This window comes from Dactylosporangium salmoneum (assembly GCF_039532525.1).
Classification (GTDB): Bacteria; Actinomycetota; Actinomycetes; order Mycobacteriales; family Micromonosporaceae; genus Dactylosporangium; species Dactylosporangium salmoneum.
Map to the genome: position 1 here is coordinate 181,577 of NZ_BAAARV010000024.1, position 26,795 is coordinate 208,371.

Below are 26,795 nucleotides of genomic sequence, written 5' to 3' on the forward strand. Positions count from 1 at the left end.
CTTCTCTCAAAGGTGAGTGCTGTGTCGAGAGTGAACACCGTCCTGGGGCCGGTCCCCGCCGAAGAACTGGGTCTCGTGGCCGTCCACGAGCACATCGGGTACGGCATGCCGGGCTCCGAGCTGGACACGAAGTGGTGGAAGAGTCCCGAGCAGCGCTACGAGGAGACCGTCCCGAAGTTGCGCCAGTTCCACGAGTACGGCGGCGGGACGTTCGTCGACGCAACCGGCATCTGCAACGGCCGGGACGTCGACTACTACAAGTCGCTGTCGGCGAAGACCGGCGTGCACATCGTCGCCAGCACCGGCTTCGTCGGCGGCGACACCGCGCTGCCGTTCTTCGCCCGGGCGAGCGTGGAATACCTGACCGGGCAGTTCATCCACGAGATCACCCTCGGCATCGGCAACACCGGCAGCCGCGCCGGCGTGATCAAGGTCGGCGTGAGCCGCGGCGGCCGTATGACCGAGCTGGACAAGCGCATCTACCGCGCGGCCGCCCGGGCCGCCCTGGCCACCGGCGTGCCCATCCTCACCCACCTCGCCATCGACGCCGAGAACGCGATCGCCATCTTCAACGCGGAGGGTCTTGCGCTCGACCGTGTCCTGTTCGGGCACGTCGACGACGGCGTCAACGCCGACAAGACCCGCGACACCTGGATCGCGGAGCAGGGCGGCCGGTTGGGATTCGACACCTTCGGCTACGAGACCGAACTCCCGGACCCGCCGTTCTGGGCCCGCCCGCGCAAGGAACGACTGGACCACTTCCTCCGGTTCATCGGTCAAGGGCACCTGGACAAGGTGCTCGCCTCGGCCGACGCCAACTGCAGCGCGCTGGGCTGGCCGGGCGTGAAGGGCCACACCGTCAACTACATCTTCGAGGACCTCATCCCGGACCTCCGGGCCGCCGGTCTCGACGAGGACACGATCAGGACCATCTTCGTCGACAACCCCGCCGACTTTCTGACCATCAAGAACTGACCGAGGACAGAACCATGCAGACCTCAGACCTCAAGCACCTGCGCGTCGCGATCGTCGGCGCGGGGTATGCCGGCGCGGCGGCGGCCAAGGCTCTGTCGCTCCTCGGTGCCGACGTCAACGTCTACGAGCAGGCGAACCAGATCCGCGAGGTCGGCGCCGGCATCGGCCTGCGCCCCTCCACCATGGACCGGTTCCGCCAGTGGGGGATCTTCGACGCGATCGCCAAGGTGAGTTCGCCGAGCGACTACTTCGAGATCCTGACCGCCACGGGCGACCCGATCATGAAGGAGGCGTGGCCGGAGATCGACAACTTCGGCGCGACGACCCATCTGATCCACCGCGGGGACTTCATCGACGCACTGGTGGGCGTGCTCCCCGAGGGCATGGTGCACCTCGGTCACAGGCTGGAGACCGTCGAGGACCGGGGCGACCGCTCGGTGCTCACCTTCGCCGACGCGACGACCGTAGAGGCCGATCTGGTCGTCGGCGCCGACGGCATCAAGTCGGTGGTGCGCCGGCAGCTCTTCAGCGACAAGGGCCCGGTGTTCTCCGGTGAGCACGCCTACCGCGTGGTGATCTCCGCTGACAGCGCCCACGGGATGTGTGTCGACGACAACCTGCGGATGTACATCGGCCACGGCACGAAGGTGTACTTCCTGCCGCTGCGCCACCGCAATCAGGTCTCGTTCGACATCACCGCCCTGTGCCCGGACAGCACCTGGGCCCCTCGGGTCACGAAGGACGATCTCCTGGCGACGGTGAAGGGCTTCGACGAGCGGATCGTGAACATCACCCGCGACCTCGACATGGACGCCGTGAACGTTCGCGCCGTCTACGACATCGACCCGGTCGACACGTGGCACTCGGACTCCGTCGTCCTCGTCGGCGACGCGGCCCACTCGATGCTGCACCACCAGGGCCAGGGCGCGAACTCGGCGATCCTGGACGCCGGCGCGCTCGCCGACTCCCTCGCCCAGGCCGGCTCCGTCAAGGAAGCGCTGGCCCGGTACCAGGAGACCCGCAAGCCGGTGACCGACGATCTGCAGCGCATCTCGCGTCAGGGGTGGAGCGAGGACGAGGTCAACGACGTCTTTCCCGGGCAGAAGCCCGCGTCCCAGCAGCCGCAGGCCTGACGCCATGGCGCTGCACCCCGAGATCGCCAGGATCCTGGCGAGCCTGCCGGCCCCACCCGACGGCCCGCTCGACCCGGCCGGCATGCGCGCGGCCGAGGAGGCGCAGGTGCCTGCGATCGAGCAGCGGTTGCCGCTGCACTCGGTCGAGGACACAGTGGCGCGGACCCCGACCGGCGAGGTCCCCGTGCGGACCTACGCATCGACCGGCGCCGCGGACGGTGTGCTGGTCTATTTCCACGGCGGCGCCTTCTTCCTCGGCAGCCTGGACACCCACGACCACGTCGCGCGGTCGCTGGCGAAGGAGACCGGCTTCACGGTCGTCTCCGTCGGCTACCGCCGGGCGCCCGAGGCCGCCTTCCCGGCCGGTCTGCGGGACTGCTACGCGGCCGTGCGATGGGCCGCCGAGCACTGGGACGGCGCCGCGCTCGCCGTCGCCGGCGACAGCTCGGGCGGTACCTTCGCCGCGGCCGTCGCCGCAATGGCCCACGACGAGGGGTTCGATCGCATCACGCACCAGGTCCTGTACTACCCCTCGCTCGATCTGGACTTCGACGTCGACCGCTACGCCTCGCTGCGCGAGAACGCCGTCGGCTACGGCCTGGAGACGGCGGGGCTGAAGCCGTTCAACGCCTTCTACCTCGAAAGCGGCGCCGACCCCGCCGATCCGCTGGTCTCGCCGATCAAGCGGGCCGACCTCACCGGGCTGCCGCCCGCGCTGATCGTGACCGCGCAGCACGACCCGCTGCGTGACGAGGGCGAACTGTACGGCCGGCGGCTCAAGGATGCCGGAGTCGACGCCACGGTGCGCCGCTACGCGGGCGCCGGTCACGGATTCGTGCAGCACTTCTCCCGGATCCCCGAATACCACCGGGTCTTCGAGGAGACGGCCGCCTTCCTGAGGAGCCGGTCATGACGCACGTGAACGTCCATCCCCTGGTCTCGCCGTGGGGGCGGTTCGGCCTGTACAGCTTCTTCATCGACGCCCCCGAACCGGCCATCGTCGACACCGGGATCGCCACCTCGCCCACCGAGGGCATGGCCCCCGCGCTCGAGGCCATCGGCCGCCGGATCGAGGACGTGCGCTGGATCCTGCTGACCCACGGCCACATCGACCACGTCGGCGGCGCCCACGCCCTGTGGGAGCGCACCGGCCGGCGCGCGCAGGTGGTCATCCACGAGGCCGACGCCCCGATGCTGCGCTCACGCCGGGCGCACGTCGAGGAGTACCGCCACGGCCGGGCGCCGTACCTGAACGACCCCGGCGGCGAGGCGAGGGTGACGGCCGCGGCCAATGCGGTCATCTCCGGCGAGATGGAGCCGACCATGCTGCTCAGGGGCGGCGAGACCCTCTCACTCGGTGGCGGCGTCACCGTCTCCGTCCACGCCGTCCCGGGCCACACGCCCGGATCGGTGGCCTATGTGATCGACGGGCAGCGCGCCGCGTTCGTCGGCGACGCCGTCCAGGTCCACGGGGCCGCCAACGGTTTCCCCGGCTACGCGGACCCGGTCGCGTACCGCGCCGGCCTGCAGTACCTGCGCGACGCGATCCGTCCGCAGCACCTGTACCTCGGGCACCCGTACCGCCGCGCGGACGGCACGGCGTACGGCGTCGAGCTCGACGCCGATCAGGCCCGGGAGGCGCTGCAGGGGAGCCTGGACATCGAGGCCCGGGTCAGCGAGGCGGCCTGCCGATGTCTTCAGGACGGCCTGCAGGACGCGGACTCGCCGTACTCCCCGTTCGCCGCAGTCGCCGAGCAGCTCGGCTACGACGGCGACCCCACGCTCGAGCCGTCGCCGTTCTTCACGTCGATGCACGGCTACCGCACGCACTTCACGACCCACGTCAACCAGAACTCGTGACACAGGACAAGGAACTTCGCACTCATGGCTGACTTCCGGACGATCCAGGCGGGCGAGCAGACGATCGCCGTCCGCAAGGACCTGCAGGTGCCGATGCGCGACGGGGTCACCCTCGCCGTCGACGCCTACCATGGTGCGCAGGACAAACCGCGGCCGGCCCTGATCGCGATGAGCGCCTACGGCAAGGAGCTGCAGGCCCTCGCGCTCACCACGCCGCCGCAGCGCCGCCCCAGCCCGATGTGGGACGGCTGTATCGAGGCCGGTGACATCGCGCGCGTCGTCAAGGAGGACTACGTCCACGTCATCGGTGACATGCGGGGCACGGGAGACTCCGGCGGCGTGATGATCGGCAACTACAACTTCGGTGGTGTTCCCCAGGGCCAGGACCTGTACGACCTCGTCGAGTGGGTCGCCGGCCAGCCGTGGTGCGACGGAAACGTCGGCATGATCGGCATCTCCTACTTCGGGTCGATGCAGGTGCTCGCCGCGGCCGAGCGGCCGCCACACCTGAAGGCGATCTTCGTCAGCGGCGGCCACTTCGACTTCTACGAGACCACCTACCACGGCGGCGTCATGTGGTTCATGCCGCGGGCCGCCCGCGAGGGGCGCGGTGGCGACTCCGGCATCGCGCACACCAACGTCAGGTCCCGCATGCAGGAGGTCCACGCCCCGGAAGAGCTCAAGAAGCTCGTCGGCGAGCGGCTCCGGGACCCGGACGTGGCCGCGTGGCCGAACCTCGTCCACGTGCTGAAGTACCCGAAGAACCGCGAGTTCTGGTTCGACATCGTGATGAACCCGCTCGACGGCGAATGGTACGAGCAGCGCAACCCGATCACGCTGGCCGAGCGCATCGACATCCCCGTCTACCTGCAGATCGACCAGGGCCGCGGCTGGACCGTCGACGGCCACATCGAGCTGTTCAACGTGCTGAAGGGTCCCAAGAAGCTAGACATCGGCTCCTACCCGCCGATGCAGTCGCGCCCCTGGATCGAGGAGCACGACAAGATGTTCCGCTGGTACGAGTACTGGCTCAAGGGCATCGACAACGGCATCATGGACGAGCCGGCGGTGAGCGTCTTCGTCGAGGGCTCGCGTGCGGTGGTGACCGCGGCGCAGTGGCCGCCGAAGGAGATCGAGTACAAGCCGCTGTACCTGCGCCCGCGCCACAAGCTGTCCCCGGAGCCCGAGATGATGGGCGCCGAGCACGCCGCCCCGGACGGCTTCTACCAGGCACCGCTGACGGTGACCGACAAGGTGGCGACCGTCAGCTGGAGCACCGAGCCGTTCGAGGAGCCCACCGAGCTCATCGGCGCCGGTGCGGCTCACCTGTTCGCCGAGATCGACCAGGACGACACGAACTTCATCATCCGGCTGTGGGACCACGCCCCGGGCGGAGGCCGCCAGCTGATCACCACCGGCTTCCTCAAAGCCTCGCACCGCGAGCTGGACGAGCGGACGACCGAGGGCAACCCGTACCACCCGCACACCCGCGCCGTGCCGGTGGAGCCCGGGAAGATCGAGGAGTACGTCCTGCGGCTCTACCCGTTCGCGGCGACGCTGGGGCCCGGCCACCGTCTGGTGGCGGAGCTGTCCAACGACGAACCGCTGGCCGACGCACACAACGCGCTGCTGCCGCCGGACGCATTCCACCTGCCGGTGGGTCGCCCCGTCACCCACAAGATCTATCGTGACGCCGCCCACCGGTCCCGGCTCGTGCTGCCCTTCACGGCCCGCACCACCGCGGAGACGAGGTAGCCGAGCATGGCATTCGTCTACGCGGCGGCCCGCACGCCCTTCGGCCGGTTCAACGCGGCACTGGCCGATGTCCGCCCCGACGACCTCGCGGCGACCGCGATCGCCATCGGCCATCCGCTCGGTGCCTCCGGCGCCCGAATCCTCGGTACCCTCGCCAAGGTTCTGGTCGCAAGGCGCGCGCGGTACGGCGTCGCCGCGATCCGTATCGGCGTGGGCCAGGCACTCGCCGTCGTCCTGGAGAACGTCACTGGAGGAGCGGCGTGAGCAAAGCGCAGATCTTCGCATCGCCGGACGAGGCGGTGAGCGTCGTCAAGCCCGGCGACACCGTGCTGGTGGGTGGCTTCGGCCTCGCCGGCATGCCGTTCGACCTGATCGATGCCTTGATCCGGCACGGCGCCGGCGACCTCACCATCGTGTCCAACAACGCCGGCAACGGCGACGTGGGCCTGGCCGCCCTGCTGAGGGCCGGCCGGGTGCGGAAGGTGCTGTGCTCCTTCCCCCGGCAGGTCGACTCCCACGTCTTCGACGACCTCTACCGCCGTGGGGAGATCGAGCTCGAGGTCGTCCCGCAGGGCAACCTCGCCGAGCGGATGCGGGCGGCCGGGGCGGGCATCGGGGCGTTCTACTGCCCGACGGGCGTCGGCACGCCGCTCGCCGAGGGCAAGGAGACCCGCATGATCGACGGACGTAACTACGTCCTCGAGTACCCGATCAAGGGTGACGTCGCCCTGATCTCCGCGCACATCGCCGACACGATGGGCAACCTCGTGTACCGCAAGACCGCCCGGAACTTCGGCCCGGTGATGGCCACGGCCGCCGCGGCGACCGTCGTGCAGGTCTCGTCGATCGTGGCCGCGGGGCGGATCGACCCGGAGGTCGTCGTCACCCCGGGCATCTACGTCGACCGCGTGGTCCAGGTCGAGCCACGCCACTACACCGTGCACGGAGCCCGCTGATGCCACTCAATCCCGACCAGCTCGCCGCCCGGGTCGCGCAGGACGTCGAGCCGGGGAGTTTCGTCAACCTCGGCATCGGTCAGCCGACCAAGGTCGCCGACCACCTCCCGGCCGAGCTCGGCATCGTCCTGCACACCGAGAACGGCATGCTGGGCATGGGCCCCGCGGCCGTCGGCGACGAGGTCGACCCCGACCTCACGAATGCCGGCAAGGTGCCCGTCACCGAGCTGCCCGGAGCGGCATACTTCCACCACGCGGACTCCTTCGCCATGATGCGTGGCGGCCACCTCGACGTGTGCGTCATGGGTGCCTTCCAGGTCTCGGCGAGCGGTGACCTCGCCAACTGGGACACCGGCGCGCCCGGCTCGATCCCCGCCGTCGGCGGCGCGATGGACCTGGCGATCGGCGCCAAGCGGGTCTACGTGATGATGACGCTCTTCGCGAAGGACGGCAGCCCGAAGCTCGTGCCCACCTGCACCTACCCCCTCACGGGCGTCGGCTGTGTCAGTCGTGTGTACACCGACCACGCCGTCTTCGACATCACCACCGACGGCGTCCGGGTGATCGAGGTCTTCGACACCTCCGTCGAGGAACTGCGCGCCCGGCTGGAAGTCCCGCTCGTGCTCGACGCCCACTGACAGTTCCCAGATCACAGCCGGCTTCACCGGCTGACCGGTCCTTCCAGGGTCCCGTGCGACGCAGCGCCGCCGCACGGGACCGCATGCACCGGCATTCCCATCCTGATACCGTTGCGGCGGTTGCTGTAGTGTGAGGCCCACATCACCCGGGAGTCCTCAGACGGCGCCCCGGGCAGCCGATGTGCGATACCGACCCTGAGTTGCGGGAGGTGTACATGGGCGGCGCCGAGCCTGGCGACGGGCGGCGCTGGATGGGCGTCGGCCGGTCGGCCGAGTCCGACTCCCGCGCGGCCGCCCGAGCCGCAGCGCGGGCGGCGGTCCGCGGCGCCGAGCCGAAGCTCTTCATCGCGTTCACCGCGATCACCCACGACCAGGCCGAGGTGCTCGCCGGACTCCGGGAGGTCGCCGGGAGCGTACCGGTGGCCGGCTGCACGACGAACGGCGAGATCGGCCCGGGCGGGCCGCGCGACGGGACGGTGACGATCGCGGCGATCGGCGGCCCGGGTTTCACGGTGTCGACCGCGGTCGCCGAGCGCGCCGCCGGCCGCCAGCGCGAGGCCGGTGCCGAGGCGGCGCGGTGCGTCGAGGGACTGGGGGACCGGCCGCACCGGGTCCTCATGCTGCTCACCGACGGCATCGTCCGTGAGCAGGAGGCGATCCTGCTCGGCGCCTACGGCGTCGTCGGCGCGGCCGTCCCACTGTTCGGCGGCGCCGCCGCGGACGGGTGGCGGATGAGCGGTAGCTACCTGTACTGCGACGACCGCGTCCACACCGACGCCGTCGTCGGGATCGCGATCGGGTCCGAGGCGCCGCTGTCCGTCGCCGCCCGCCACGGCTGGCGCAAGGTCGGCGAGCCGATGATCGTGACCAGCAGCGGCAACGGCCGCATCCAGACCCTGGACGACCGGCCGGCGATGGACGTGTACCTCAGCCGGTTCGACGCGCCGCCAGAGGCGTACACGGACGCCGCCGCCTTCCAGCGTTTCGCGCTGCCCCGGCCGCTGGGCGTGCAGCGGCGCAGCGGCGTCGAGGCCCGCAACCTCAACCGGGTCGACATCGAGGGCCGGTCCATCGGTGGTGGCGGCGCCGTCGCCCCCGGCGGGCTGACCTGGGCGATGACCGGCGACGAGCAGTCGATCCTGGCGGCCACCGACGCCGCCTGCCACGCCGCCGTCGAGGGCCTCGGCGGCGACGCGCCGATCGGCATGCTCACGCTGAGCTGCGCGGCGCTGCGGACCATCCTCGGCGCAGACGGCATCGAGCGGGAGGGCGAGCGCATCGCCAAGCTGGCCGACGGCGTGCCGTATGCCGGCTTCTACACCTACGGGGAGATCGCCCGGGTGCGCGGGATCGACGGCTTCCACAACCAGACGCTCGCGGTCCTCGCGCTGGCCTGAGATGGCGGGGATCGCTGGCTCACTACACATTCAGCAGCTCGTCGAGCTGCTGGCCGTGGTGACGTCGCTGCCGGACGAGCAGTCCGCGGTGCAGGGCGCCGTCGAGCTCGCCGCCCAGGCACTGGAGGCCGAGGTGGCCGCGGTCGTGCTCGGCGACCGGGTGGCCGCGGCGGTCGGCTTCCCGACCGGCGCCGTGCCCACCGGCGAGCTGCTGGCCGTGGGCCGCCACGACCGGGACTGGATCGACGTGCCGGGCCTGGGCAGGTGTACCGCGGCCGCGGCGGAGTGGGCCGGCACCCACCCCGGCCAGCTGCTCATCGCCCGGTGGGGCGACGAGCCGTTCCCCGCCGACGAGCGCAACCTGATCCGCGGCATGGCCCGCACCCTGGACCTGACGCTCACGATGCTGCGCACCCTGCGCGCCGAGCACGAGATGCGACAGCGCAGCGAGCGGCAGGCCGAGGAGAACGCGCGCCTGGCCGAGTCGCTGCGCGAACAGCAGCGGCTGCTGCTGCACCTGTCGGTCATCCAGCGCGCGATCTCCCGCCGCGACCCGCTGGAGGAGATCCTGGACACGATCACCGCCGCCGCGCACGAGCTGCTCGGCGACGAGATCGTGGGTCTGTGGGTCTGCGACGCCGAGGCGCCCGACCATGCGCGGCTGCGCTCGTCGGTCGGGCTGCCGGCGAAGCGACTGCCCGCCCTGCTGCGCTCCGAGGCCGGCGCGGCCGGCGAGGCGATGCGGCGCAACGACGTCGTGGTGCTGTCCGGGTACGAACACGCCTCGCCGGTCCTGCGGGCGCTGACCGGCGGCCGGCTGTGCGCCTCGATGGCGGCCCCGGTCCACGAGAGCGGCCAGCTGACCGGCAGCCTGCTCGTCGCGTCGTACCGGCCGGACCGCGCCTACACCGACGGCGACGAGCAGACCCTGCGCGCCTTCGCACAGAACGTGAGCCTCGCCCTGACCGACGCGCACACCTTCAACAAGATGCACCAGGCCGTCCACGACACGCTGACCGGGCTGGCCAGCCGGGGCCTGTTCCTGGAGCGGACGACCGCCAGGCTGGTCGAGGGCGTTGCGGTGGCCCTGCTCTTCATCGACCTGGATCGGTTCAAGGCGGTCAACGACACGCACGGGCACGCCGCGGGCGACGAGCTACTCGTCATCACCGCCGAGCGGATCAAGGCCCAGCTGCGTACCGGCGACGTCGCGGCGAGGTTCGGCGGCGACGAGTTCGCGGTCCTGCTGTGCGGGGTGACCGGCATCGACGACGCGGTGCGGGTCGCGGACCGGATCGTGCGCACGGCCGCCGAGCCGATGGTCGTCGCCGGTCACCGGGTGTCGGTGGACGCCAGCATCGGCGTCGCGCTCGGCGAACCAGGCGAGTCCGACCCGGCAGACCTCATGCGGCGCGCCGACATCGCGATGTATGAGGCCAAACGCAACGGCCGCGCGCGGTACGAGCTCTTCTCCGAACACATGCGGCTCGGCTTCGCCGAGGTCGCCTGACCCGGCTACCTGAACGACCACAGGCAGCACGGCCGCGGAGGGGCTGGGGGAAGCAGCCCCTCCGCGGGTGTCAGTGCTGTGTCACCGCAGCTTCAACAGGGCGGTGGTGCTCGACCCGTCCTGGGTCGTGGCGGTCACCGCGTAGCAGGCGCCGGGGGTGGCTGGGGTCTTCCAGTTGTACTGGTACTGCCCGTCGGCGTACTGCAGCGCCGTGTCACCGGTGGCGAGCGTGTCGATCTCGGCCGTCAGTGCGCCGGCCGTGCACGAGACCTGGCTGACGCTCATGGTGACCACGGCCGGGTCGGTCAGCTCGGTGGTGCCGGAGTACACCTGGAACTTCATCGGTACCGTGCTGCCGCCCTTGACCGTGTTGACCACGCCGCCCATCTCGACCGGGCGGTAGAAGCCCTTCACCGTCCATGGCAGCACGGTGTACGTGCGCTCGATCGCGGCCACGTTGCCTGCCGAGTCGGTCGCCGTCGCGGTCAGGGTGTGCGCGCCGACGGCGGTGCTGTAGCCGGTGACGGCGCAGCCGGCCGGGCCGGAGGTGAGGTCGATCGCGGCGCATACCGGGGCGGCCGGGACCGCGCCGAAGTACACGTCGCCGATCGTGGCGGAGAACGTCACCGCCGGCGCGACCGTGTCGACCTTCACCGTGGCCGACTTCGCCGCCTCGACGTTGCCGGCGGTATCGGTCGAGCGGTACTCGACCTGGTGGGTCCCCCGGAGGTCGACCGTGACCGGCGAGCCCGGGTAGGCCATCCAGTCGCCGCCGTCGATCCGGTACTGCGTGCCGGCCGTGGCGACGTCGTCCTTGGCGTCGAGCGTGAAGGACGGGGTCGTCGTGTACCAGCCCTCATTGCCGTTCGGCTGCCCGGGCGACCACGTCAGGGTGGTCGTCGGGGGCACCACGTCGTGCACGACCGGGGTCACCGTCCATTGGTTGAAGTCGTAGACGACGCCCTCGTCGCCCACCGACGCGGTGAAGGTGGCGCCCAGCTTGTCCTGCTGCAGCCACGGGGTGTCGAACAGCTTGAACGAGTCGTAGTTGATCGGGGCGCCGTTGATCAGGTGCGTGGCGCCCGGGGCCTGGGCCGGGCTGTCGTAGGTGATGTCGAGCGTGTCGCCGTGGATGCTGTGGTACACCAGTCGCGGACTCTCGTCGCCGACGTGGCTGGTGTCCAGGCTCGCCTTGGTCGTCACGGCGGCCGCGAACGCGTTGAGGTCGGCGTATTCGGACTTGTCCGCGGTATCCAGCACCCAGCCGTTGCGGTCGGCCTGGCTGCGCAGGATGTCGTAGCTGTAGCTGAGGCTCGCGGTCGGGTGGTTCTGCGCCGTCGTCTTCACCTTGTTCGCCGGGTCGCTCGGCGTCTGGTGGTACCAGGTCCCGGGCTGCGCCATCCTGAAGGCGAAGTAGGACGTTCCGGTGTTGACGATCGACCATCCGCCGACGTCGCGCCGCTCGACGATCGAGCCGGTGTCGGGGAACATCGCGTTGAGGTAGTTCTCGGTCGGGTCCCCCGCCGATTTGAAGACACCGACCGCCGCGGGACCGTCCTGCATCACCCGGTGCTGGGCCGGATCGTCGTAGGTCCCGATCGGGGCGTTGCCCACGTCGACCGACACACGGAACACCGATTGCGCGGCGCCGGAGTGCCAGCGCAGCACCATCGGCATGTCTTCGAGCCAGTTGTCGACCCTGCGGTACTGGACCTCGGTGCCCAGCCCCCAGGTGGGGCGGACGTAGGTCGTCCGATAGATGTCCATCGCGCGACCGCTCGAGTTCTGCAGGTTCGCCTTGTACGAGGTGTAGGACTTGTCGGTCTTCTGGCCGAGCTGCACGGCGAGCGGTGGCGGCGTGTACTTCGTCCCCGGCCAGGCCACCAGGCCGACGTACTCCAGGTCCGGACGGTAGGCCGACGGCGCCAGGTTGTCCGACTCACCGACGCCTTGCTGTGCCCGGTCGGCGCCGAAGTACGTCCAGGCGAGGATCGAGTGGTTGGCGCCGCGCCAGGTCGGATCGTCGGCGAGGGTCGAGTCGCCCTTGGCACGGCTCTCCGTGGAGACCCGGTAGCCGTCGATCCAGTCGTTGGCCCACTCGAACCACATGACGTCCATGGCCATCTTGGCCTTCTGTACCAGTTCGGGGTCGTCGGCCCACTGGTAGATCGCGTTGAGCCCGAAGTACGTCATGAAGGTGTACTCGCTGCTCTCGTACTCTGCCCAGCCGCGGTGCACCCCGGCGTCGATCATCGCAAGGATGGCGGCCTTGTTGACGGACTTCAGCTGTGCGCCGGAGTTGCCCTTGAGGTCAGACACGTCGGGGAAGTACTGGCCGACGAGGTACCCGGTGACGTAGTTGCTCATCCGCAGGTTCTCGGTCTGCGCGAGCGGCCCGTAGGCGTACTGGGCGAAGTAGCTCCGGACGTGGGTGAGCATCGTCGGGCTGTACTGGTCGCCGACCATGAGGTACCCGTACATCTTCGACAGGGTCTTGTACTGCTCGGCGTCGTAGAGCTGGTACAGCCTGTCGAGCTTGCCGAGGTTTGTGGCCACGTTCTCGTGGTCCCCGAGCTGCGCCACGTACGACGCGGTGTTGATCGCTCCTTCCTCCTCGAGCATCGCCTTCGTCTTGTCCCACAGCCACTGCGACCGGCTCTGCTGGTCGCCGGGGTACGGTGCGGGTGCGGTGGGTACGTGCGGGCTGGTGGTCATGGACAGCGGGGCGCTGGGCGCGCTGACATTCCCGCTGGCGTCCTTGGCCCGTACCGTGAACTGATAGGTCGTGGACGGCACGAGGTTGCCGACGACCGCCAGTGTGGTGCCACCTGTGGTGGACGTAACCAGATAGCCGTCACGGTAGACGTCGTATCCCGTCACGCCGAAATTGTCGGTGGATGGCGTCCAAGTCAAGGAGGCGCTGGTTTCGGACACCTGCCCCTTGACCAACCCGGTCGGTGCGGTCGGCGGCTGATCGTCGATGACCGGATCGGGCAGCTCGACGACCGAGGGGTTGTCGATCACGATCGCCTCGTCGGTGCCAGTGGTGTTGACCCGGACCTGCCAGCCGAGCTCCACCGTGGTGGCGAGACGCTGCCCCCCGTTGGGCACGACGGTGAACTTGTACTGCGGGATGTCGGTGTCGGTAACCCGGGACAGGGCACCGGAGGTGTTCTTGTACGCCGCGGTGGTGGTGAGGGTGAGCTGCGGCGGTACCGGGAACCGGGGCACGAGTTTGTTGTCGTAGTTACCGAACGCGATCTGCGCGAAGATGTCCTTCGCGACGGGCTGGTCGCTTGCCGCACTGCGCTTGAGGTCGAACGACAGGCTGAACTGCCTGCCGGGGCTGCCGACCGGCTGCTTGTACACGGCGTTGACGGCGTCGATGAGGGCGCCGGTGGAGAAGCGGCGGTAGAAGTAGCTGGGGTTGGCCGCCCCCAGGGCTGAGTCCCGCAGCTCGAGGGCGCTGTTGCCGTCGACGCTGACGATCTGCTGCGCGGCTCCGCTTGTCGCGCTGGCGATCGACAGCGGGCTGGTCGGGCCGTTGAACTCGGTGTCCATGTCGGCCGCGAGGAGGTTGGTGGGCAGGGGGTCTGTTGCGGGTGATGCGAACGCGACGCAGGTCGGTGCCGCGAGTACGAGCGCGGCGGCACACAGGGACGAAACCATCCCTCTCAGGATGTTCATGGCTCATCCTCTTCGTTGGGGTGTGCGCGTGTGCGGGGGAGTGCTACTTGACCGCCCCCGTGGCCAGTCCTTTGCTCCAGAACGACTGCAGCGACAGGAACATGGCAACAACCGGAATCACCGAGACGAGCGCGCCGGTGACGACGGTGGTGTAGCTGATCGGATAGCCCTGCAGTTCGCGCCAGCTGACGAGCCCCACCGTCACCGGTTGGAGTGAGGTGTCGGCCAGCATGAGCGAGGGCAGCAGGAAGTTCGTCCAGATCGCGACGAACTGGAACAGGAAGATCGTGACCATCGCCGGTGCCATCAGCCGCACGCCGATCGTGAAGATGCGGAACTCGCCGGCGCCGTCGAGGCGGCCGGCCTCGATGATCTGGTCGGGTACCGACGACGCGGCGTAGATCCGGCTGAGGTACACGCCGAAGGGACTGACGATGCTGGGGATGAAGACGGACCAGAAGGTGTTGACGGTTCCGGTGTAGCTGAATACGAGATAGAGCGGGATGGCGAGGACGGGCGCGGGCAGCAGCACCGCTGCGAGCACGGTGCCGAAGACCGCCTCGCGCCCCGGGAACGAGAACTTGGCCAGCGCGTACCCGCACATGGACGCCAGGAGCGTGGAGACGATGCCGCCGCCGACGGCGTACAGCAGGGAGTTGAGCAGCCAGCGCGAGTAGATGCCGCCCTGGGCACGAAACAGCGTCTGGACGTTGTCCACCAGCGCGAAGTGGCCGCCGAACCAGAAGCCGTTGCCGGAGAAGAGCTCGCCCTGGCCCTTGGTGGCCGAGACGACCAGCCACCAGACGGGGACCAGGAAGTAGACGGCGAAGAGGGACATGATCAGCAGCACCAGCAGGCGCGTGGCGGGGTTGACCGTCGTGAGTGGACTCGTCCGGGGCCGTCGCCGCCGCGTTGCCGTGGCGACGGGCTCGGTGGGTGCTGGGGTCTGCAGGGTGGTGGTCATGAGTCGACGCTCCGGGCCGATGCGCGGAAGACGAGCACGGACAGCACGCAGATCACGGCGCCGAGCACCACGGACTGCGCGGCCGCGTAGTTGAAGTCGTTGGCCGACAGGGACCGCAGCGCGGCCATGATCGGGGTGTAGGTGGACGGCAGGTTCGGCGCCACGGCCTTCATGGTCACCGGCTCGTTGTAGAGCTGGGCCGTGCCGATGATGGAGAAAACCAGCGTCAACAGCAGGGCCGGCCGGATCAGCGGGACCTTGATCAGCAGCGCGGCCTTCCAGCCGGAGCAGCCGTCGAGGGCGGCGGCCTCCATCGTCTCCTCGGGGATGGCCTGCAGGGCGGAGAAGATCAGGATCGTGTTGTATCCGGTCCAGGCCCAGGTCAGGATGTTCGCGATCGAGAACGGCAGGGCGCCGTCGGTGACGAAGCTGACGTCGATGCCCATCGAGGCGAACAGCCGGGTGACCGGGCTCAGCGTGGGGGCGTACAGGAACGACCACACCAGGGCCGCGATCACGCCGGGCAGCCCGTACGGCAGGAAGTAGGCGACCCGGAAGAACTTCCGCCCCGTGGCCACCGAGGAGTCGATGAGCAGGGCCAGGAAGAGCGCGATGCCGAGCATCACGGGCACCTGGATGACGCCGATGAAGGCCACCCGCCCCAGGGAGCCGAGGAACTCCCCGTCGCCGAACACCCGCGCGTAGTTGTCGAGGCCCGCGAAGACGGTCTCGGCGCCGCCGAGGCCGAGGCCCGAGCGTTTCACCGCGAAGAAGCTCTGCGCGATGGAATACCCGGCGGGTATCAGGTACACCACGACGAAGAGCACCAGGAACGGCAGGACGAACGGCGCGGCTCGCCGCAGCTCGCGCGCGCGGCCGCGCCGTCGAATCGTCATGTGGGACAAGGTCAGCCTATCTGTGAAGGACCGGAGGTGCGGGTCGCGGGGGACGCCGGGGCGGCGCCCCCCGCGAGGCGCTACTTACTGACGGAGAATCCTTGCGCCTGCAGCGCGGAGAGCGTGGACTTCTGTGCCCCGCTCAGGGCGTCCTGGTAGGTGCCGCCCTTGGTGGGCACCTTGCCGAGACCGTCGCCGAGCGACGCCGCCGTGGCGCTCATGACCGGGCCCCACTGCCAGTTGGGGTTCACCTTGGGGGCCTCGTCCCGGAACAGCTGGTAGATGGCCTGGCCGCCGTAGTAGCTCTCCGGCTTGTCAAGTGCGGCGTTGGCCAGGCCGGACTTCGAGGCCGGAAGGATGGCCGCGGAGGCGATCAGGTTGGACACGGACTGGTCGTTGGTCGACATCCACAGGGCGAACTCGGTGGCCTGCTTCGGATACTTGCAGTCCTTCATGACGGCCGTGGACGATCCGCCCGAGTTGCCGACGGCGTCGGTGGTGCCCCAGCGGGGCATGGGCGCGACGGCCCACTTGCCCGCGGAGTCGCCGGCGTTGTCGCGGATGAGCGAGGCCGACCAGACCGGACCGACCTCGGACCAGACCTCGCCCTTGCTCCACGCGGAGTAGAGCGCCGCATCGAAGGCCGGGTAGGAGGTGACGAGGCCCTGGGTGAAGAGCCCCTGCCAGTACTGGCCGACCTCGGCGTTGGCCGCACTGTCGATGGAGACGGTCCACGAGTCGCCCTTGACCCCGAACCAGGCGGCGCCATGCTGCCAGGCGAAACCGGAGTACAGGTAGGGGTCGGTGGGCAGGTTCATGATGCGTGCCTGCGGGCTTGCGGCCTTCACCGCGGCAGCGGCGGTGGCGAACTCCTCCCAGGTCTTCGGGATCGCGATGTTCGCGTTCTTGAACAGGTCGGCCCGGTAGAACATGGCCATCGGCGCGGTGTCGACGGGCACGCCGTATGCGGCGCCGTTGACGCCGACGTTGTTCCACACCCAGTCGGGGAACTCGGCCCGCTGCGGCTTGACGTACTGGCTGATGTCCTGCAGCACGCCGGCGGCGAGGAAGGTCGAGAACGTCTCGTAGCCGACTTGGGCCAGGCAGGGGGCCGTGCCCGCCTTCGCGGCCGTGAGCATCTTGTCGTAGCCGGTCTGCCCGCCGCTGGGCAGGGCCTCGTACTTCACGTGGATGTCGGGGTGGGACTCGTTCCACAGCGCGACGGTCTTGTCGTAACCCGCGGCCCAGCCCCAGAAGGTGACGTCCACCGGGCCGCTGGTCTGCGTCCCGGCGTCGCCGCTGCCGCATCCAGCCAGAGCAATGCCGGCCGCGGCGGCGACCGCGGCCGCGATGAGTCTCGCCGTTCGCTTCACCATGTGTCTCTCGTTTCCTATGTGGTCCTGTGTGGACAGTGCCGACGGTCACGCGGGGCCGCCCAGGGTGTCCGAAAGGGACGGCCCGCACGCGTGCACGGCTGATCGCGCCGGATGCGCGTGCCCCCTGAGGGGCGGCTTCCCGCGAGGCGTGGGATCTACTGAGGGTCCGGGGGCGTTGCGGTGAACGTCCTGCGTGTCAGGTGGTTTCGAGGATCGGAGCCGACGCCGAACGGTTGTGCGGGCCGGCGGGCGGCGTGTCGTTTCCCATCTACGTCGATCGTGTTAACGTCCGGATACTTGCATACAAGTACACTGGCATGCAACGATCAATTTCATGAGTCCCCGCCCAGCGCTCGTCCCCGAGCCGACACCCGCCCCGACCGGCCCTGCGCTGTCACCGGTCATCCGTGAGCGTGCGTCGGCCCGGACCTCCGATCGCGTTTACGACGAGTTGGTTTCCGCGATCCGAGAGCTCCGGCTCGCCCCGGGCGCGTCGCTGTCGGAGACCGAGCTCGCCGAGCGGCTGCACGTCAGTCGCACGCCGGTGCGCGAGGCGATCGCCCGGCTGGCCGACGCGGGGCTCGTGCGCGTCGTACCGCAGGTCGGCACCCGAGTCGGACTGATCAGCCTGCGCGAGGTGGAAGAGGCGCGATTCGTCCGCGAGAGCCTGGAGGTCTCGGCGTTCGAGGCCGCCTGCGCGGGCCCCGCGCCGGACGTCAGCGGGCTGCGCGAACTGCTGGAGCGGCAGGAGCACAACTACCGCGCCGAGGACTACAACGCGTTCTTCGCCGCCGATGAGGCGCTGCACGCCGGGATCTTCGCGCTCAGCGGCTATCCCGGTGCCTGGCAGGTCGTGCAGCGCACGAAGCTACAGCTGGACCGGCTGCGGCGGCTCACCCTGCCGGACAAGGCCGGCGTGCGGGTGCTGATCGATGAGCACCGTTCCATTGTGGACGTCCTGGAGAAGGCCGACGTTGCGGCCGGTCGGGCGCTGATCAGCCGGCACGCTCGGCGCGCCATGGAGCTCGCCCCGTCGCTGCGGGACAAGCACCCGGACTACTTCACCGACTGACCCCGGCGACGGCCGCTGGGCCCCGGCCGACGCGCCGCGGCCCGGCGCCGGCGTGCGGCTTGAAAGGAATACCAGCAACCTGATGAGATCCGATGGAAAGACGGTCCTGGTGACCGGTGCGGGCTCCGGGATCGGCCGCGAGACGGCTCGCCGCTTCCTCGACGAAGGCGCGACAGTGTAGGCGGGGGACCTCGACCCCGCGGGCGTGCCGCAGGGCGGCATGCCGGAGGAAGTCGCGGCGGCCGCCCTCTACCTCGCCTCCGACGATGCCGCGTTCGTCACCGGCACCGAACTAGTCCTCGACGGCGGGCTCCTCGCCGGCTGACAACCGCTACCAACGAACGGATTCGGGCAGGATGACCATCCGCATCAGCCTTGGTCACATCGACAAGTATGATTCAAATATTGCGACGTTCGCCCACCAGCTCGGGCTGAGCAGCGTCCAGCTGCACACCCCAGATCTGCTGCCCGGCGTCGACGGTCACTGGAGCCTGCCGGAGTTGCGGGCACTGCGGACACGATGCGACGCCGACGGGCTGGCGATCGACGGCCTGGAAAACGTTCCGCTCGCCCACTTCTGGAAGATCCAGCGCGGGCTGCCCGGCCGGGACGAGCAGATCGAGAACTACCACAAGACCATCCGCAACCTCGCCGCCGTCGGCATCGACCTGCTGGGCTACAACTTCCTCGGCACGTACGTCTGGCGCACCGACATGGCCGCACGGGGACGCGGCGGCGCCAAGGTCACCGCGTTCGACCTGGCCGACGCACCTGCCGGCAACGCCCTCGCCGGGTACCGGCTCACGCCGGACCGGCCCGTCGGCGAGCCGATCACGGCCGAGCAGATGTGGGCCAATCACCAGTACTTCCTCGACGCGGTGCTGCCGGTGGCCGAGGAGGTCGGGGTCCGGCTGGCCCTGCACCCCGACGACCCTCCCGTCGACGAGCCGCTGGGCGGCATAGCCCGGATCTTCACGTCGCCGGCCGCCATCGGCAAGGCGCTCGAGCAGGCCGGCGGCAGCCCGTCGTGGGGGCTGAACCTGTGCCTCGGGACCGTGTCCGAGATGAACGGTGAGCAGAGCATCAACGAGGTCATCGACCTACTGGGACCGGCCATCCTCTATGTGCATTTCCGCGATGTGCGCGGCACCGTGCCCCGATTCACCGAGTGTTTCATCGGTGAGGGCAACTTCAACCCGGCCCGCGTGATACGGCGGCTGCACGATGCCGGATTCGACGGGTTCCTCATCGACGACCACGTCCCGGCGATGATCGGCGACGTGGACACCTGGGGCGACATCTCGTCCGAGGCGTACTGCAGCCGGGGCCGGGCGCACGCGATCGGTTACCTGCAGGGCGTCCTGAACGGGCTGCGGCTCGACGAGCGAGACGGCACACGTTCGTGACGACGCAGTGGATTCGGTGGCCCGCCAACGTCGTGGCCCGGTTCGGCGGCCAACCTGTGGCGTTCGGTGGCGACTACAACCCGGAGCAATGGGACGAGAGCGTGTGGCCGCAGGATGTGCGACTGATGCGCGAGGCCGGTGTCAACCTCGTCACGGTCGGCGTCTTCTCCTGGTCGGTGCTGCAGCCGGCGCCCGGCCGCTGGAACTTCGGCTGGCTGGATCGGGTGCTCGATCTGCTGCACGCCGGCGGCATCGCGGTCGATCTCGCCACCGCCACCGCGTCGCCGCCACCATGGCTCACCACGCGGTTCCCGGAGGTGCTGCCGGTCGATCGGCACGGCCGGGTGATGGCGCAGGGGGGCCGCCAGGCCTGGTCGCCGTCGTCGCCGGTCTACCGCGAACACTCGCTCGCGCTGGTGGAGAAGATGGCCGAGCGCTACGGCGAGCACCCGGCCCTTGCCCTGTGGCACGTCTCCAACGAACTCGGCGGCCACAACTCCCGGTCCTACGACGACGCCACCGCCGTGGCGTTCCGGGCGTGGCTCAGGCACCGGTACGCGGACTCGCTCGATGAGCTCAACGCCGCCTGGAGTACGGCCGCCTGGAGCCAGGCCTACTCGGCGTGGGAGGAGGTCCAGCCGCCGCGGCTGACCTTCACCGACTCGAACCCGACCCAGGTGCTGGACTTCGACCGGTTCAGTTCGGACCAGCTGCGCGAGCAGCTGCGAGCGGAGATTGCCGTGCTGCGGCGGGTCACCCCGGACGTGCCGGTCACCACGAACCTGGTGCTGTTCGACGCGGGCAAGAACATGGACTACAGCTCGTGGATCGCCGACCTGGATCTCGTCGCGAGCGACCACTACCTGAGGCCGACGCCCGACGCCCAGTCCGAGCTGGCGTTCTCGGCCGACCGGGCCCGCGGCCTGTCGGCGGGCAAGCCGTGGCTGCTCATGGAGACGGCCGCCGGAGCCACGAGCTGGCGCCCGGTCAATCCCGCGAAGCGCCCCGGGCAACTGCGGCGCGACGTGTTCTCGCACGTCGCGCGGGGAGCCGACGGCATCTGCTTCTTCCAGTGGCGCGCCGCCCAGGCCGGGGCCGAACGGTTCCACTCCGCGATGCTGCCGCACGCCGGGTCCGACAGCCGCAAGTTCCGGGAGGTCGCGGCGCTCGGCGCGGAGCTCGCGTCCTGTGCCGAGGTGCTCGGCACCCAGGTGGTCGCGGACTGCGCGTTGGTGTTCTCGGAGGAGTCGTGGTGGGCCGCCGACCGGGAAGGGCACCCGCACAACGGTCTGTCCTACATGGAGAACGCCCTGCGGTGGTACCGGAGTCTGCGCGACGCGGGCATCACCGTCGACATCGTGCCACCGTCGGCCGACCTGTCCGGCTACCGGCTGATCGTCATACCCATGCTCTACCTGGTCTCGGACCGCGACGCGGCCGCCATCGCGGAAGCCGCGCACGCGGGCGCGACCGTGCTGGTCACCTACTTCTCGGGCATCGTCGACCCGCTCGACCGGGTGCGGCTCGGCGGCTATCCCGGGGCGTTCCGGGAACTGCTCGGCGTGCGCGTGGAGGAGTTCGCGCCGCTGCCGGAGGCGGACTGCGTGGACATCGACGGGGTCACCGGAGCCACTACGGTCTCGACCTGGCACGAGGAGATCGACCTCACGGACGCGGTGGCCGAGGCACGGTACGTCGGCGGCGACTTCGCGGACGCACCGGCGGTCACCCGCGCCGTCCGCGGTGCGGGTGAGGCATGGTACGTGGGCGTTGAGCTGGACGACGACGCCCGCGCCCGGCTGGTGGCGACGCTGGCCGAGCGCTCGGCCGTGACGTCGGCGCCCGCTGCGGGTGGGCTCGAGGTCGTCGTGCGCCGATCGGCCGGGCACGACTACACCTTCCTGATCAACCATGGCGTCACCGCGACGAAGGTAGCGGGATCCGGCACCGACCTGCTGGACGGCTCCATCCACAGCGGAGAGATCATCGTGCCGGCAGGCCGGGTGCGGATCGTCAAGGCGGGACGAGCACATCATCAGAGAGCATCTCGTGGGACGCAACAGGAGCCCATGGAAGCGGTGCGAGTCCGATGAGCCTGCAGGTCGACCACGCCCTCGGCCGGTCGGTGACCGTCTGCACCGGCGACGTCGCGCTGTTCACCTACGTGTACCGCCCGGACACCCCGCGGCTGGAGTCACCCAAGCCCTACGTGCATCCGATCCGGACGCTGGCCGGTGATGTGGTCTCCGTGTTCCGGCCGCACGACCACGTCTGGCACAAGGGTATCGCCTGGTCGCTGCCGCACGTCGGAGAGCACAACTTCTGGGGCGGCCCCACGTACGTCCACGGCGGCTCCTACGTCCAGCTGGACAACAACGGCAGCGCCGTGCACCGGTGGATGACCAACCTGTCCACCGACGGCGACACCGCATCCCTGGCCCACGAGCTCGACTGGATCTCCCAGCAGGGCGACATGGTGATCGACGAACACCGAACGCTGACCGCCGCCCTGGTCGACGACCAGACCTGGACGCTGGTCTTCGACACAGCCATGACCAACGTCTCCGGCGGCACCCTCACACTCGGCTCGCCCACCACCAACGGCCGCGAGAACGCCGGCTACGGTGGCCTCCTCTGGCGCGGCCCCCGTTCGTTCACGGGCGGCACCGTCCAATCACCGGACGCGGTTGGCGCCGACGACCTTCGCGGGACCCGCGCCGAGTGGTTCGCCTTTCGCGGCAAGCACGATGAAACCGGCCGCTCGTCGACGATCGTCATCGTCGACGACACCGGCAACCCACGGCACCCGCCGCAATGGTTCACCCGCAGCGAAGTGTTCGCCTGCCTCAACCCGGCGCCGTTCTTCAGTGCGGAGTTCGAGCTGGCCCATGGTGCGGCGATCCGCTTCCGGTACGCCCTCGTCATCACCGCCGGGGATCACGGCGACGAGGGCACCGCCGCGCTCGCGGACCACGGCCGGGCCGCGCTGACCCGGCAGGAGTGGCCCAGATGACCAACCAGGACGGACCCCTTCCTGCGGTACGGCGCCGGGCCATCCTCGATCTGCTCGCCGAACAGGAGTTCGTCACGATCGAGGAAGTGCAGGCGGCCACTGGCACCTCCAACTCCACCGTGCACCGGGACCTCGAAGCGCTCGCCGCCGCGGGCGCCTTGTCGCGGATTCGCGGCGGAGCCAGGAAACGATCGCCCGACAACGCCGAACTGCGTTCAGCGCTCGACCAACTCCTTCGAACGCTCGACAGCGGTGACCTCCACGCGGTCGAACGCACGATGCGTTGGGCGCTCAGTCTCTGTGAACGCGTTCGATCCCGCGAGCGCTGGCCGGGCGTTGCCAACGGGCCTGGCGCATGACGCCATCGGCCGTGGCGCGGTCAATTCGACCTGGACCTGTGCGGCACAGCTCCTTTGGCCATAGAGGGCTTGGATACCTGGCTGCCGACGGCGGTTGAGCCGGTTGACGCCTCCTATGGTGGTGCGGCGTGGCATAGGGGCGGCCAAGTGCACATGGACGTCCACGCGTGGACGTCGCCGTCAGCGCCAGACACTACTGGCGGCCGAAGACAACGTTGCCTAGACTCGATCCGCGCAGCTGATCAAGGCCCCTTGTGGCACGACAGCTGCGGCGATCCTTCCCCAGCGCGGCTGACCTCCGCGCCGCGCGCTGCGGGGCCCCGCTGACGGCATCAAGGAGTCCATTGTGGAGTTCGACGGCAAGGTCGCCATCGTCACCGGCGGACTGAGCGGCATCGGCCGCGCGGCCGCCCAGGTGCTCTCGGCGCGCGGCGCGACCGTCGTCGCCGCCGGCCTGCCACCGGCGGCCGGGGCCGAGGCGAAGCTTCCCGGCGTCGAGTACGCCGAACTCTCCGTGACGGATGAGGCGGCCACGGCCCACCTCATCGCTCGCGTCGCCGCCACCCACGGCGGACTGGACATCGTGGTCGCCGCGGCCGGGATCCAGCGCTACGGCACGGCGTCCGACACCACGGCCGACGAGTGGAACGAGGTGCTCGCCGTCAACGTGACCGGCGCGTTCCACGCGGTCAAGCACGCGCTGCCGCACCTGCGCGCCCGCGGGTCGGGCTCGATCGTGCTCGTCTCCTCCGTGCAGGCCTTCATCACCCAGAGCGCGGTCGCCGCATACACCACCAGCAAGGGGGCGCTCAACGCGTTCGCCCGGTCGATCGCCGTCGACGAGGCGAAGAACGGGATCAGGGCCAACACGGTCTGCCCGGCATCGGTCGACACGCCGATGCTGCGCGCGTCCGCGCGGATGTTCTCCGACGGCACCGACGAGGGCACCCAGGCCCTCGTCGAATCCTGGGGGCGCAGCCACCCACTGGGACGGGTGGCGCGGCCGGAGGAGGTCGCCGAGGCGATCGCCTTCCTCGCCGGCGACCGCGCCAGCTTCATCACCGGCGTCGCGCTGCCCGTCGACGGCGGACTGCTCGCCAACGCCGCCGTGGTGCTCCCCGAATGATGCAGGCGATGGCGCCCGAGGTTGCGGTCCCCGGCCGGGCCCGGGTCGGCGAGGGACCGGTCTGGGATGCGCGCGACGCCCGCCTGCACTGGGTCGACATCCCGGCCGGGCACATCCACACCAGCGACCCGACGACCGGACAGACCAGCACGCTGGATCTTCCGACGCACGTCGGCGCGGCCGTGCCCCGCCGCGGCGGGGGCTTCGTCGCCGCGGTGGCCGAGGGCTTCGCCAGCGTCGAGGCCGGCATGACCGTCCGGTGCGCGATCCTGCCCGTGGGGGAGCGCATGAACGACGCGAAGTGCGACCGGCGCGGGCGGCTCTGGGCCGGCAGTACCACGATGGATTTCCAGCCGGGCCGGGGCGCCCTGCACGTGCTCATGCCCGACTGGACGACGCGAGTGGTCCTGGAGGGACTGACGCTGCCCAACGGTCTCGGCTGGAGTCCGGACGGTCGCACCTTCTACCTCGCCGACACCATGGCGGGCGAGATCTCGGCCTTCGACGCCGACCTGGAGCGCGCCACCATCGGCCGTCGGCGCACGTTCGCCCGATTCCCCGATGGCACGGGTATGCCGGACGGGCTCACCGTCGACGCCACCGGCTGTCTCTGGGTGGCGATGTGGGGCGGCGACCGGGTGGTGCGCATCTCACCCGACGCAGATGTGCTCGGCGAGCTGCCCATGCCCGCGCATCAGCCCTCCTCCTGCACGTTCGGCGGCACCGCCCTCGACGTTCTGTACATCACATCGGCCCGCGAGGGGCTGGACCTGCCCGACGACGACCCCGCGGGGTCGGTGTTCGCGGTCGGCGGGTTGGGCGTGGTGGGAACCCCGGCCGCGGCGTTCGCCGGGTGAGCGCGGCGATGACCACCGGGAACCCTGCCGGCCCGCGCCGGCTCGCTCCAGTCGAGGGCGAGTTGCTCAGCGCGCTGGAACGGGCCGCACCCGGCGCCACCCGGGCCCCCTGGAGTCGGTGACGCTCGTGCTGCCCAGCGGCACCGTCGTCGACACCGCCGCCCGCGACGGATGCGCCGCCCACGCTTCGGCCAGCCGAACCTGCGGGATCGGGATGACCCGGGCCACCGGCCACACGTACCACCATCTGCTGGAACTGCTCGACCGGATCACCGCATCCGACTGACGCGAAGGCTGGGGCCAATGCCGCTTCACATGATCGTCCTGCCCGGCGGTGGGTACGAGAACCACGCTGCGCACGAGGCCGAACCGGTGGCCGAGTGGCTCGGCTCGCTGGGCCTGGAGGCCGGCGTGCTGCGGTACCCGGTGGCGACGCGTCACCCCGGACCGTTGCTGGCGGTGCGGGCGGAGATCGCCGGGCTGCGGCGGCGCGGCGTGCGGCGGATCGGCGTGATCGGCTTCTCCGCCGGCGGTCACCTCGCCGGGCACGCGGCACTGGCGCCGGATTCGCGGCCGGACGAGCAGCCGGACCTCGCGGTGCTGTGCTACCCGGTCGTCTCGATGCTCCCCGAGCACCACGCCGGCTCGCGGGAGAACCTGCTCGGCGCGGACGCGACGGCGGCGCGGCGCCGGGAGGCGTCGCTGGAGGAGCTGGTGACTCCCCAGGCGCCGCCGTTCTTCGTCTGGCACAGTTCGGACGACGCGGTCGTCCCGGTCGAGCACAGCTATCGGCTGGCCCACGCGCTGGCGGCGCACGACGTGCCGCACGAGCTGCACGTGTTCCCGCACGGCCGGCACGGGCTCGGGCTGGCCGAGGACGACGAGTCGGCCGGGCAGTGGACGCGGCTGTGCGCGCGGTGGCTCGCCGGGGTGGGTGCCGCGGGGCCGGCCGCGCAGGGCGTGGGCGCCGGGTAGCCGGGCCCCGCCGCGGTCAGCCGAGCGGCATGGTGCAGAACCCGCCGCCGACCAGGTGGTTGCGGGGCGCTGCGGGGTCGGCGTCGCCGCCGGCCAGGGCCTGGGCGGCGTACCGTTCGGCGTCGTCTTGCGGGTGGTACCCGATCGCCTCCGCCTCGGACAGCGAGCACCACCGGCGCGTGTTGGCCGAGATGCCCCACAGGATGCGGAATCCGGCCGGCTCGACCCGCAGGCAGGCCTCGACCAGCCGCACCGCGTCCCCGGGCGAGAGCCACCGGGCCAGGTCCTCGGGGACCGTCGGCAGCGGCCGGAACGCGCCGATGCGCAGGCACGTCACGTCGATGCCGAACCGCGAGTGGTAGAGGCTGCCCAGCGCCTCGACCGCGGCCTTGCTCACGCCGTAGAAGGTGTCCGGACGGGCCGAGCTGTCCGCCGGCAGCGGGCCGTGCACCGCCTCGTCGCGGGTGCGGAACCCGGCGGCGTGGATGCTTCCGGCGAGGACCACCCGCCCTACCCCGGCCTCGACCGCCGCCGCCAGCACCCGTTGCGTGCCGTCGATGTTCACGGCACGGATCGTCTCCCACGGCGCCTCGCCGGCGCACCCACCGAGATGGACCACCGCGTCGACGCCCTCGCAGGCAGCGCGGATCGCGTCCGGGTCGGTGAAGGACGCTGTGTCGATCTCCACGCGTTCGCCCGGGGCCGCCGGCGGCTGCGGTGCGACGTCGAGCAGGCGCAGCACCCGGCCCGGGCGGGCGAGCCCGGGCCGCAGTACCGTGCCGATACGCCCGGCGGCGCCGGTGAGCAGGATTCGCTCGGACATGGAAGTGAACCCCCTGC

At 70.3% G+C, this 26,795-nt stretch carries 26 protein-coding genes; 21 read left to right on the forward strand and 5 right to left on the reverse strand.

What is annotated here, in order from left to right:
• Positions 1-21 precede the first annotated feature (21 nt).
• From ABD352_RS15570 to ABD352_RS15615, 10 genes are all read left to right on the forward strand, one after another.
• Positions 22-975 carry a phosphotriesterase family protein gene (locus ABD352_RS15570; protein WP_344613067.1) on the forward strand — a complete coding sequence of 318 codons (954 nt, stop codon included), beginning with the start codon at positions 22-24 and terminating at the stop codon, positions 973-975.
• A gap of 14 nt (positions 976-989) precedes the next feature.
• The gene (locus ABD352_RS15575; RefSeq protein WP_344613068.1) at positions 990-2,108 is read left to right on the forward strand and encodes an FAD-dependent monooxygenase; all 1,119 of its coding nucleotides are present in this window, start codon (positions 990-992) and stop codon (positions 2,106-2,108) included.
• Positions 2,109-2,112: 4 nt separating this feature from the next.
• Positions 2,113-3,021 carry an alpha/beta hydrolase gene (locus tag ABD352_RS15580; RefSeq protein ID WP_344613069.1) on the forward strand — a complete coding sequence of 303 codons (909 nt, stop codon included), beginning with the start codon at positions 2,113-2,115 and terminating at the stop codon, positions 3,019-3,021.
• Entirely contained in the window at positions 3,018-3,968 is a 951-nt protein-coding gene (locus ABD352_RS15585; RefSeq protein WP_344613070.1) for an MBL fold metallo-hydrolase, read from the forward strand. The genes ABD352_RS15580 and ABD352_RS15585 overlap by 4 nt, the downstream gene beginning before the upstream one ends.
• Positions 3,969-3,992: 24 nt before the next feature.
• Positions 3,993-5,723 (forward strand): CocE/NonD family hydrolase, encoded by a 1,731-nt coding sequence (locus ABD352_RS15590; RefSeq protein WP_344613071.1) that lies wholly within the window; start codon positions 3,993-3,995, stop codon positions 5,721-5,723.
• Between the two features lie 6 nt (positions 5,724-5,729).
• Complete coding sequence (locus ABD352_RS15595) at positions 5,730-5,987, forward strand: hypothetical protein (protein WP_344613072.1); 258 nt, start codon at positions 5,730-5,732, stop codon at positions 5,985-5,987.
• Entirely contained in the window at positions 5,984-6,679 is a 696-nt protein-coding gene (locus tag ABD352_RS15600) for a 3-oxoacid CoA-transferase subunit A (protein ID WP_425553550.1), read from the forward strand. The genes ABD352_RS15595 and ABD352_RS15600 overlap by 4 nt, the downstream gene beginning before the upstream one ends.
• Positions 6,679-7,317 carry a 3-oxoacid CoA-transferase subunit B gene (locus ABD352_RS15605; RefSeq protein ID WP_344613073.1) on the forward strand — a complete coding sequence of 213 codons (639 nt, stop codon included), beginning with the start codon at positions 6,679-6,681 and terminating at the stop codon, positions 7,315-7,317. Before ABD352_RS15600 ends, ABD352_RS15605 begins: the two co-directional genes overlap by 1 nt.
• A gap of 209 nt (positions 7,318-7,526) precedes the next feature.
• Positions 7,527-8,714, forward strand: a complete 1,188-nt coding sequence (locus ABD352_RS15610) for an FIST signal transduction protein (protein WP_344613110.1) — start codon at positions 7,527-7,529, stop codon at positions 8,712-8,714.
• A 1-nt stretch (position 8,715) separates the two neighbouring features.
• Positions 8,716-10,224, forward strand: a complete 1,509-nt coding sequence (locus tag ABD352_RS15615) for a diguanylate cyclase domain-containing protein (protein ID WP_344613074.1) — start codon at positions 8,716-8,718, stop codon at positions 10,222-10,224.
• Between the two features lie 81 nt (positions 10,225-10,305).
• On the opposite strand, the gene ABD352_RS15620 is transcribed toward ABD352_RS15615, so the two are convergent.
• The 4 genes from ABD352_RS15620 to ABD352_RS15635 form a co-directional block, all read right to left on the reverse strand.
• On the reverse strand, positions 10,306-13,911 hold the full coding sequence (locus ABD352_RS15620) for a PxKF domain-containing protein (protein WP_344613075.1): 3,606 nt from the start codon (positions 13,909-13,911) through the stop codon (positions 10,306-10,308).
• A gap of 43 nt (positions 13,912-13,954) precedes the next feature.
• Positions 13,955-14,875 carry a carbohydrate ABC transporter permease gene (locus ABD352_RS15625; protein WP_344613076.1) on the reverse strand — a complete coding sequence of 307 codons (921 nt, stop codon included), beginning with the start codon at positions 14,873-14,875 and terminating at the stop codon, positions 13,955-13,957.
• Positions 14,872-15,771 carry a carbohydrate ABC transporter permease gene (locus ABD352_RS15630; protein WP_344613077.1) on the reverse strand — a complete coding sequence of 300 codons (900 nt, stop codon included), beginning with the start codon at positions 15,769-15,771 and terminating at the stop codon, positions 14,872-14,874. The genes ABD352_RS15625 and ABD352_RS15630 overlap by 4 nt, the downstream gene beginning before the upstream one ends.
• 80 nt (positions 15,772-15,851) lie before the next feature.
• Positions 15,852-17,147, reverse strand: a complete 1,296-nt coding sequence (locus ABD352_RS15635) for an ABC transporter substrate-binding protein (RefSeq protein WP_344613078.1) — start codon at positions 17,145-17,147, stop codon at positions 15,852-15,854.
• 334 nt (positions 17,148-17,481) lie between these two features.
• Between ABD352_RS15635 and ABD352_RS15640 the strand changes: the two genes are divergently transcribed.
• The 11 genes from ABD352_RS15640 (at position 17,482) to ABD352_RS15690 (ending at position 25,955) form a co-directional block, all read left to right on the forward strand.
• Positions 17,482-18,219, forward strand: a complete 738-nt coding sequence (locus tag ABD352_RS15640; RefSeq protein WP_344613079.1) for a GntR family transcriptional regulator — start codon at positions 17,482-17,484, stop codon at positions 18,217-18,219.
• A gap of 82 nt (positions 18,220-18,301) precedes the next feature.
• Positions 18,302-18,400 carry an SDR family NAD(P)-dependent oxidoreductase gene (locus ABD352_RS15645; RefSeq protein WP_425553551.1) on the forward strand — a complete coding sequence of 33 codons (99 nt, stop codon included), beginning with the start codon at positions 18,302-18,304 and terminating at the stop codon, positions 18,398-18,400.
• A 39-nt stretch (positions 18,401-18,439) separates the two neighbouring features.
• Positions 18,440-18,544: an SDR family oxidoreductase gene (locus ABD352_RS15650; RefSeq protein ID WP_425553552.1), complete on the forward strand. Its 105-nt coding sequence runs from the start codon at positions 18,440-18,442 to the stop codon at positions 18,542-18,544.
• A gap of 31 nt (positions 18,545-18,575) precedes the next feature.
• Positions 18,576-19,625 (forward strand): mannonate dehydratase, encoded by a 1,050-nt coding sequence (locus ABD352_RS15655; RefSeq protein WP_344613080.1) that lies wholly within the window; start codon positions 18,576-18,578, stop codon positions 19,623-19,625.
• On the forward strand, positions 19,622-21,718 hold the full coding sequence (locus tag ABD352_RS15660; protein ID WP_344613081.1) for a beta-galactosidase: 2,097 nt from the start codon (positions 19,622-19,624) through the stop codon (positions 21,716-21,718). Before ABD352_RS15655 ends, ABD352_RS15660 begins: the two co-directional genes overlap by 4 nt.
• Positions 21,715-22,638 carry a DUF6807 domain-containing protein gene (locus tag ABD352_RS15665; protein ID WP_344613082.1) on the forward strand — a complete coding sequence of 308 codons (924 nt, stop codon included), beginning with the start codon at positions 21,715-21,717 and terminating at the stop codon, positions 22,636-22,638. The genes ABD352_RS15660 and ABD352_RS15665 overlap by 4 nt, the downstream gene beginning before the upstream one ends.
• Positions 22,635-22,997 carry a DeoR family transcriptional regulator gene (locus tag ABD352_RS15670; RefSeq protein ID WP_344613083.1) on the forward strand — a complete coding sequence of 121 codons (363 nt, stop codon included), beginning with the start codon at positions 22,635-22,637 and terminating at the stop codon, positions 22,995-22,997. Before ABD352_RS15665 ends, ABD352_RS15670 begins: the two co-directional genes overlap by 4 nt.
• A gap of 346 nt (positions 22,998-23,343) precedes the next feature.
• On the forward strand, positions 23,344-24,123 hold the full coding sequence (locus tag ABD352_RS15675) for an SDR family NAD(P)-dependent oxidoreductase (protein WP_344613084.1): 780 nt from the start codon (positions 23,344-23,346) through the stop codon (positions 24,121-24,123).
• 8 nt (positions 24,124-24,131) lie between these two features.
• Entirely contained in the window at positions 24,132-24,980 is an 849-nt protein-coding gene (locus ABD352_RS15680) for an SMP-30/gluconolactonase/LRE family protein (RefSeq protein ID WP_344613085.1), read from the forward strand.
• A 118-nt stretch (positions 24,981-25,098) separates the two neighbouring features.
• Complete coding sequence (locus ABD352_RS15685; protein WP_344613086.1) at positions 25,099-25,266, forward strand: hypothetical protein; 168 nt, start codon at positions 25,099-25,101, stop codon at positions 25,264-25,266.
• A gap of 17 nt (positions 25,267-25,283) precedes the next feature.
• On the forward strand, positions 25,284-25,955 hold the full coding sequence (locus ABD352_RS15690; RefSeq protein ID WP_344613087.1) for an alpha/beta hydrolase: 672 nt from the start codon (positions 25,284-25,286) through the stop codon (positions 25,953-25,955).
• A 16-nt stretch (positions 25,956-25,971) separates the two neighbouring features.
• On the opposite strand, the gene ABD352_RS15695 is transcribed toward ABD352_RS15690, so the two are convergent.
• Positions 25,972-26,778: an NAD-dependent epimerase/dehydratase family protein gene (locus ABD352_RS15695; RefSeq protein WP_344613088.1), complete on the reverse strand. Its 807-nt coding sequence runs from the start codon at positions 26,776-26,778 to the stop codon at positions 25,972-25,974.
• Positions 26,779-26,795 lie beyond the last annotated feature (17 nt).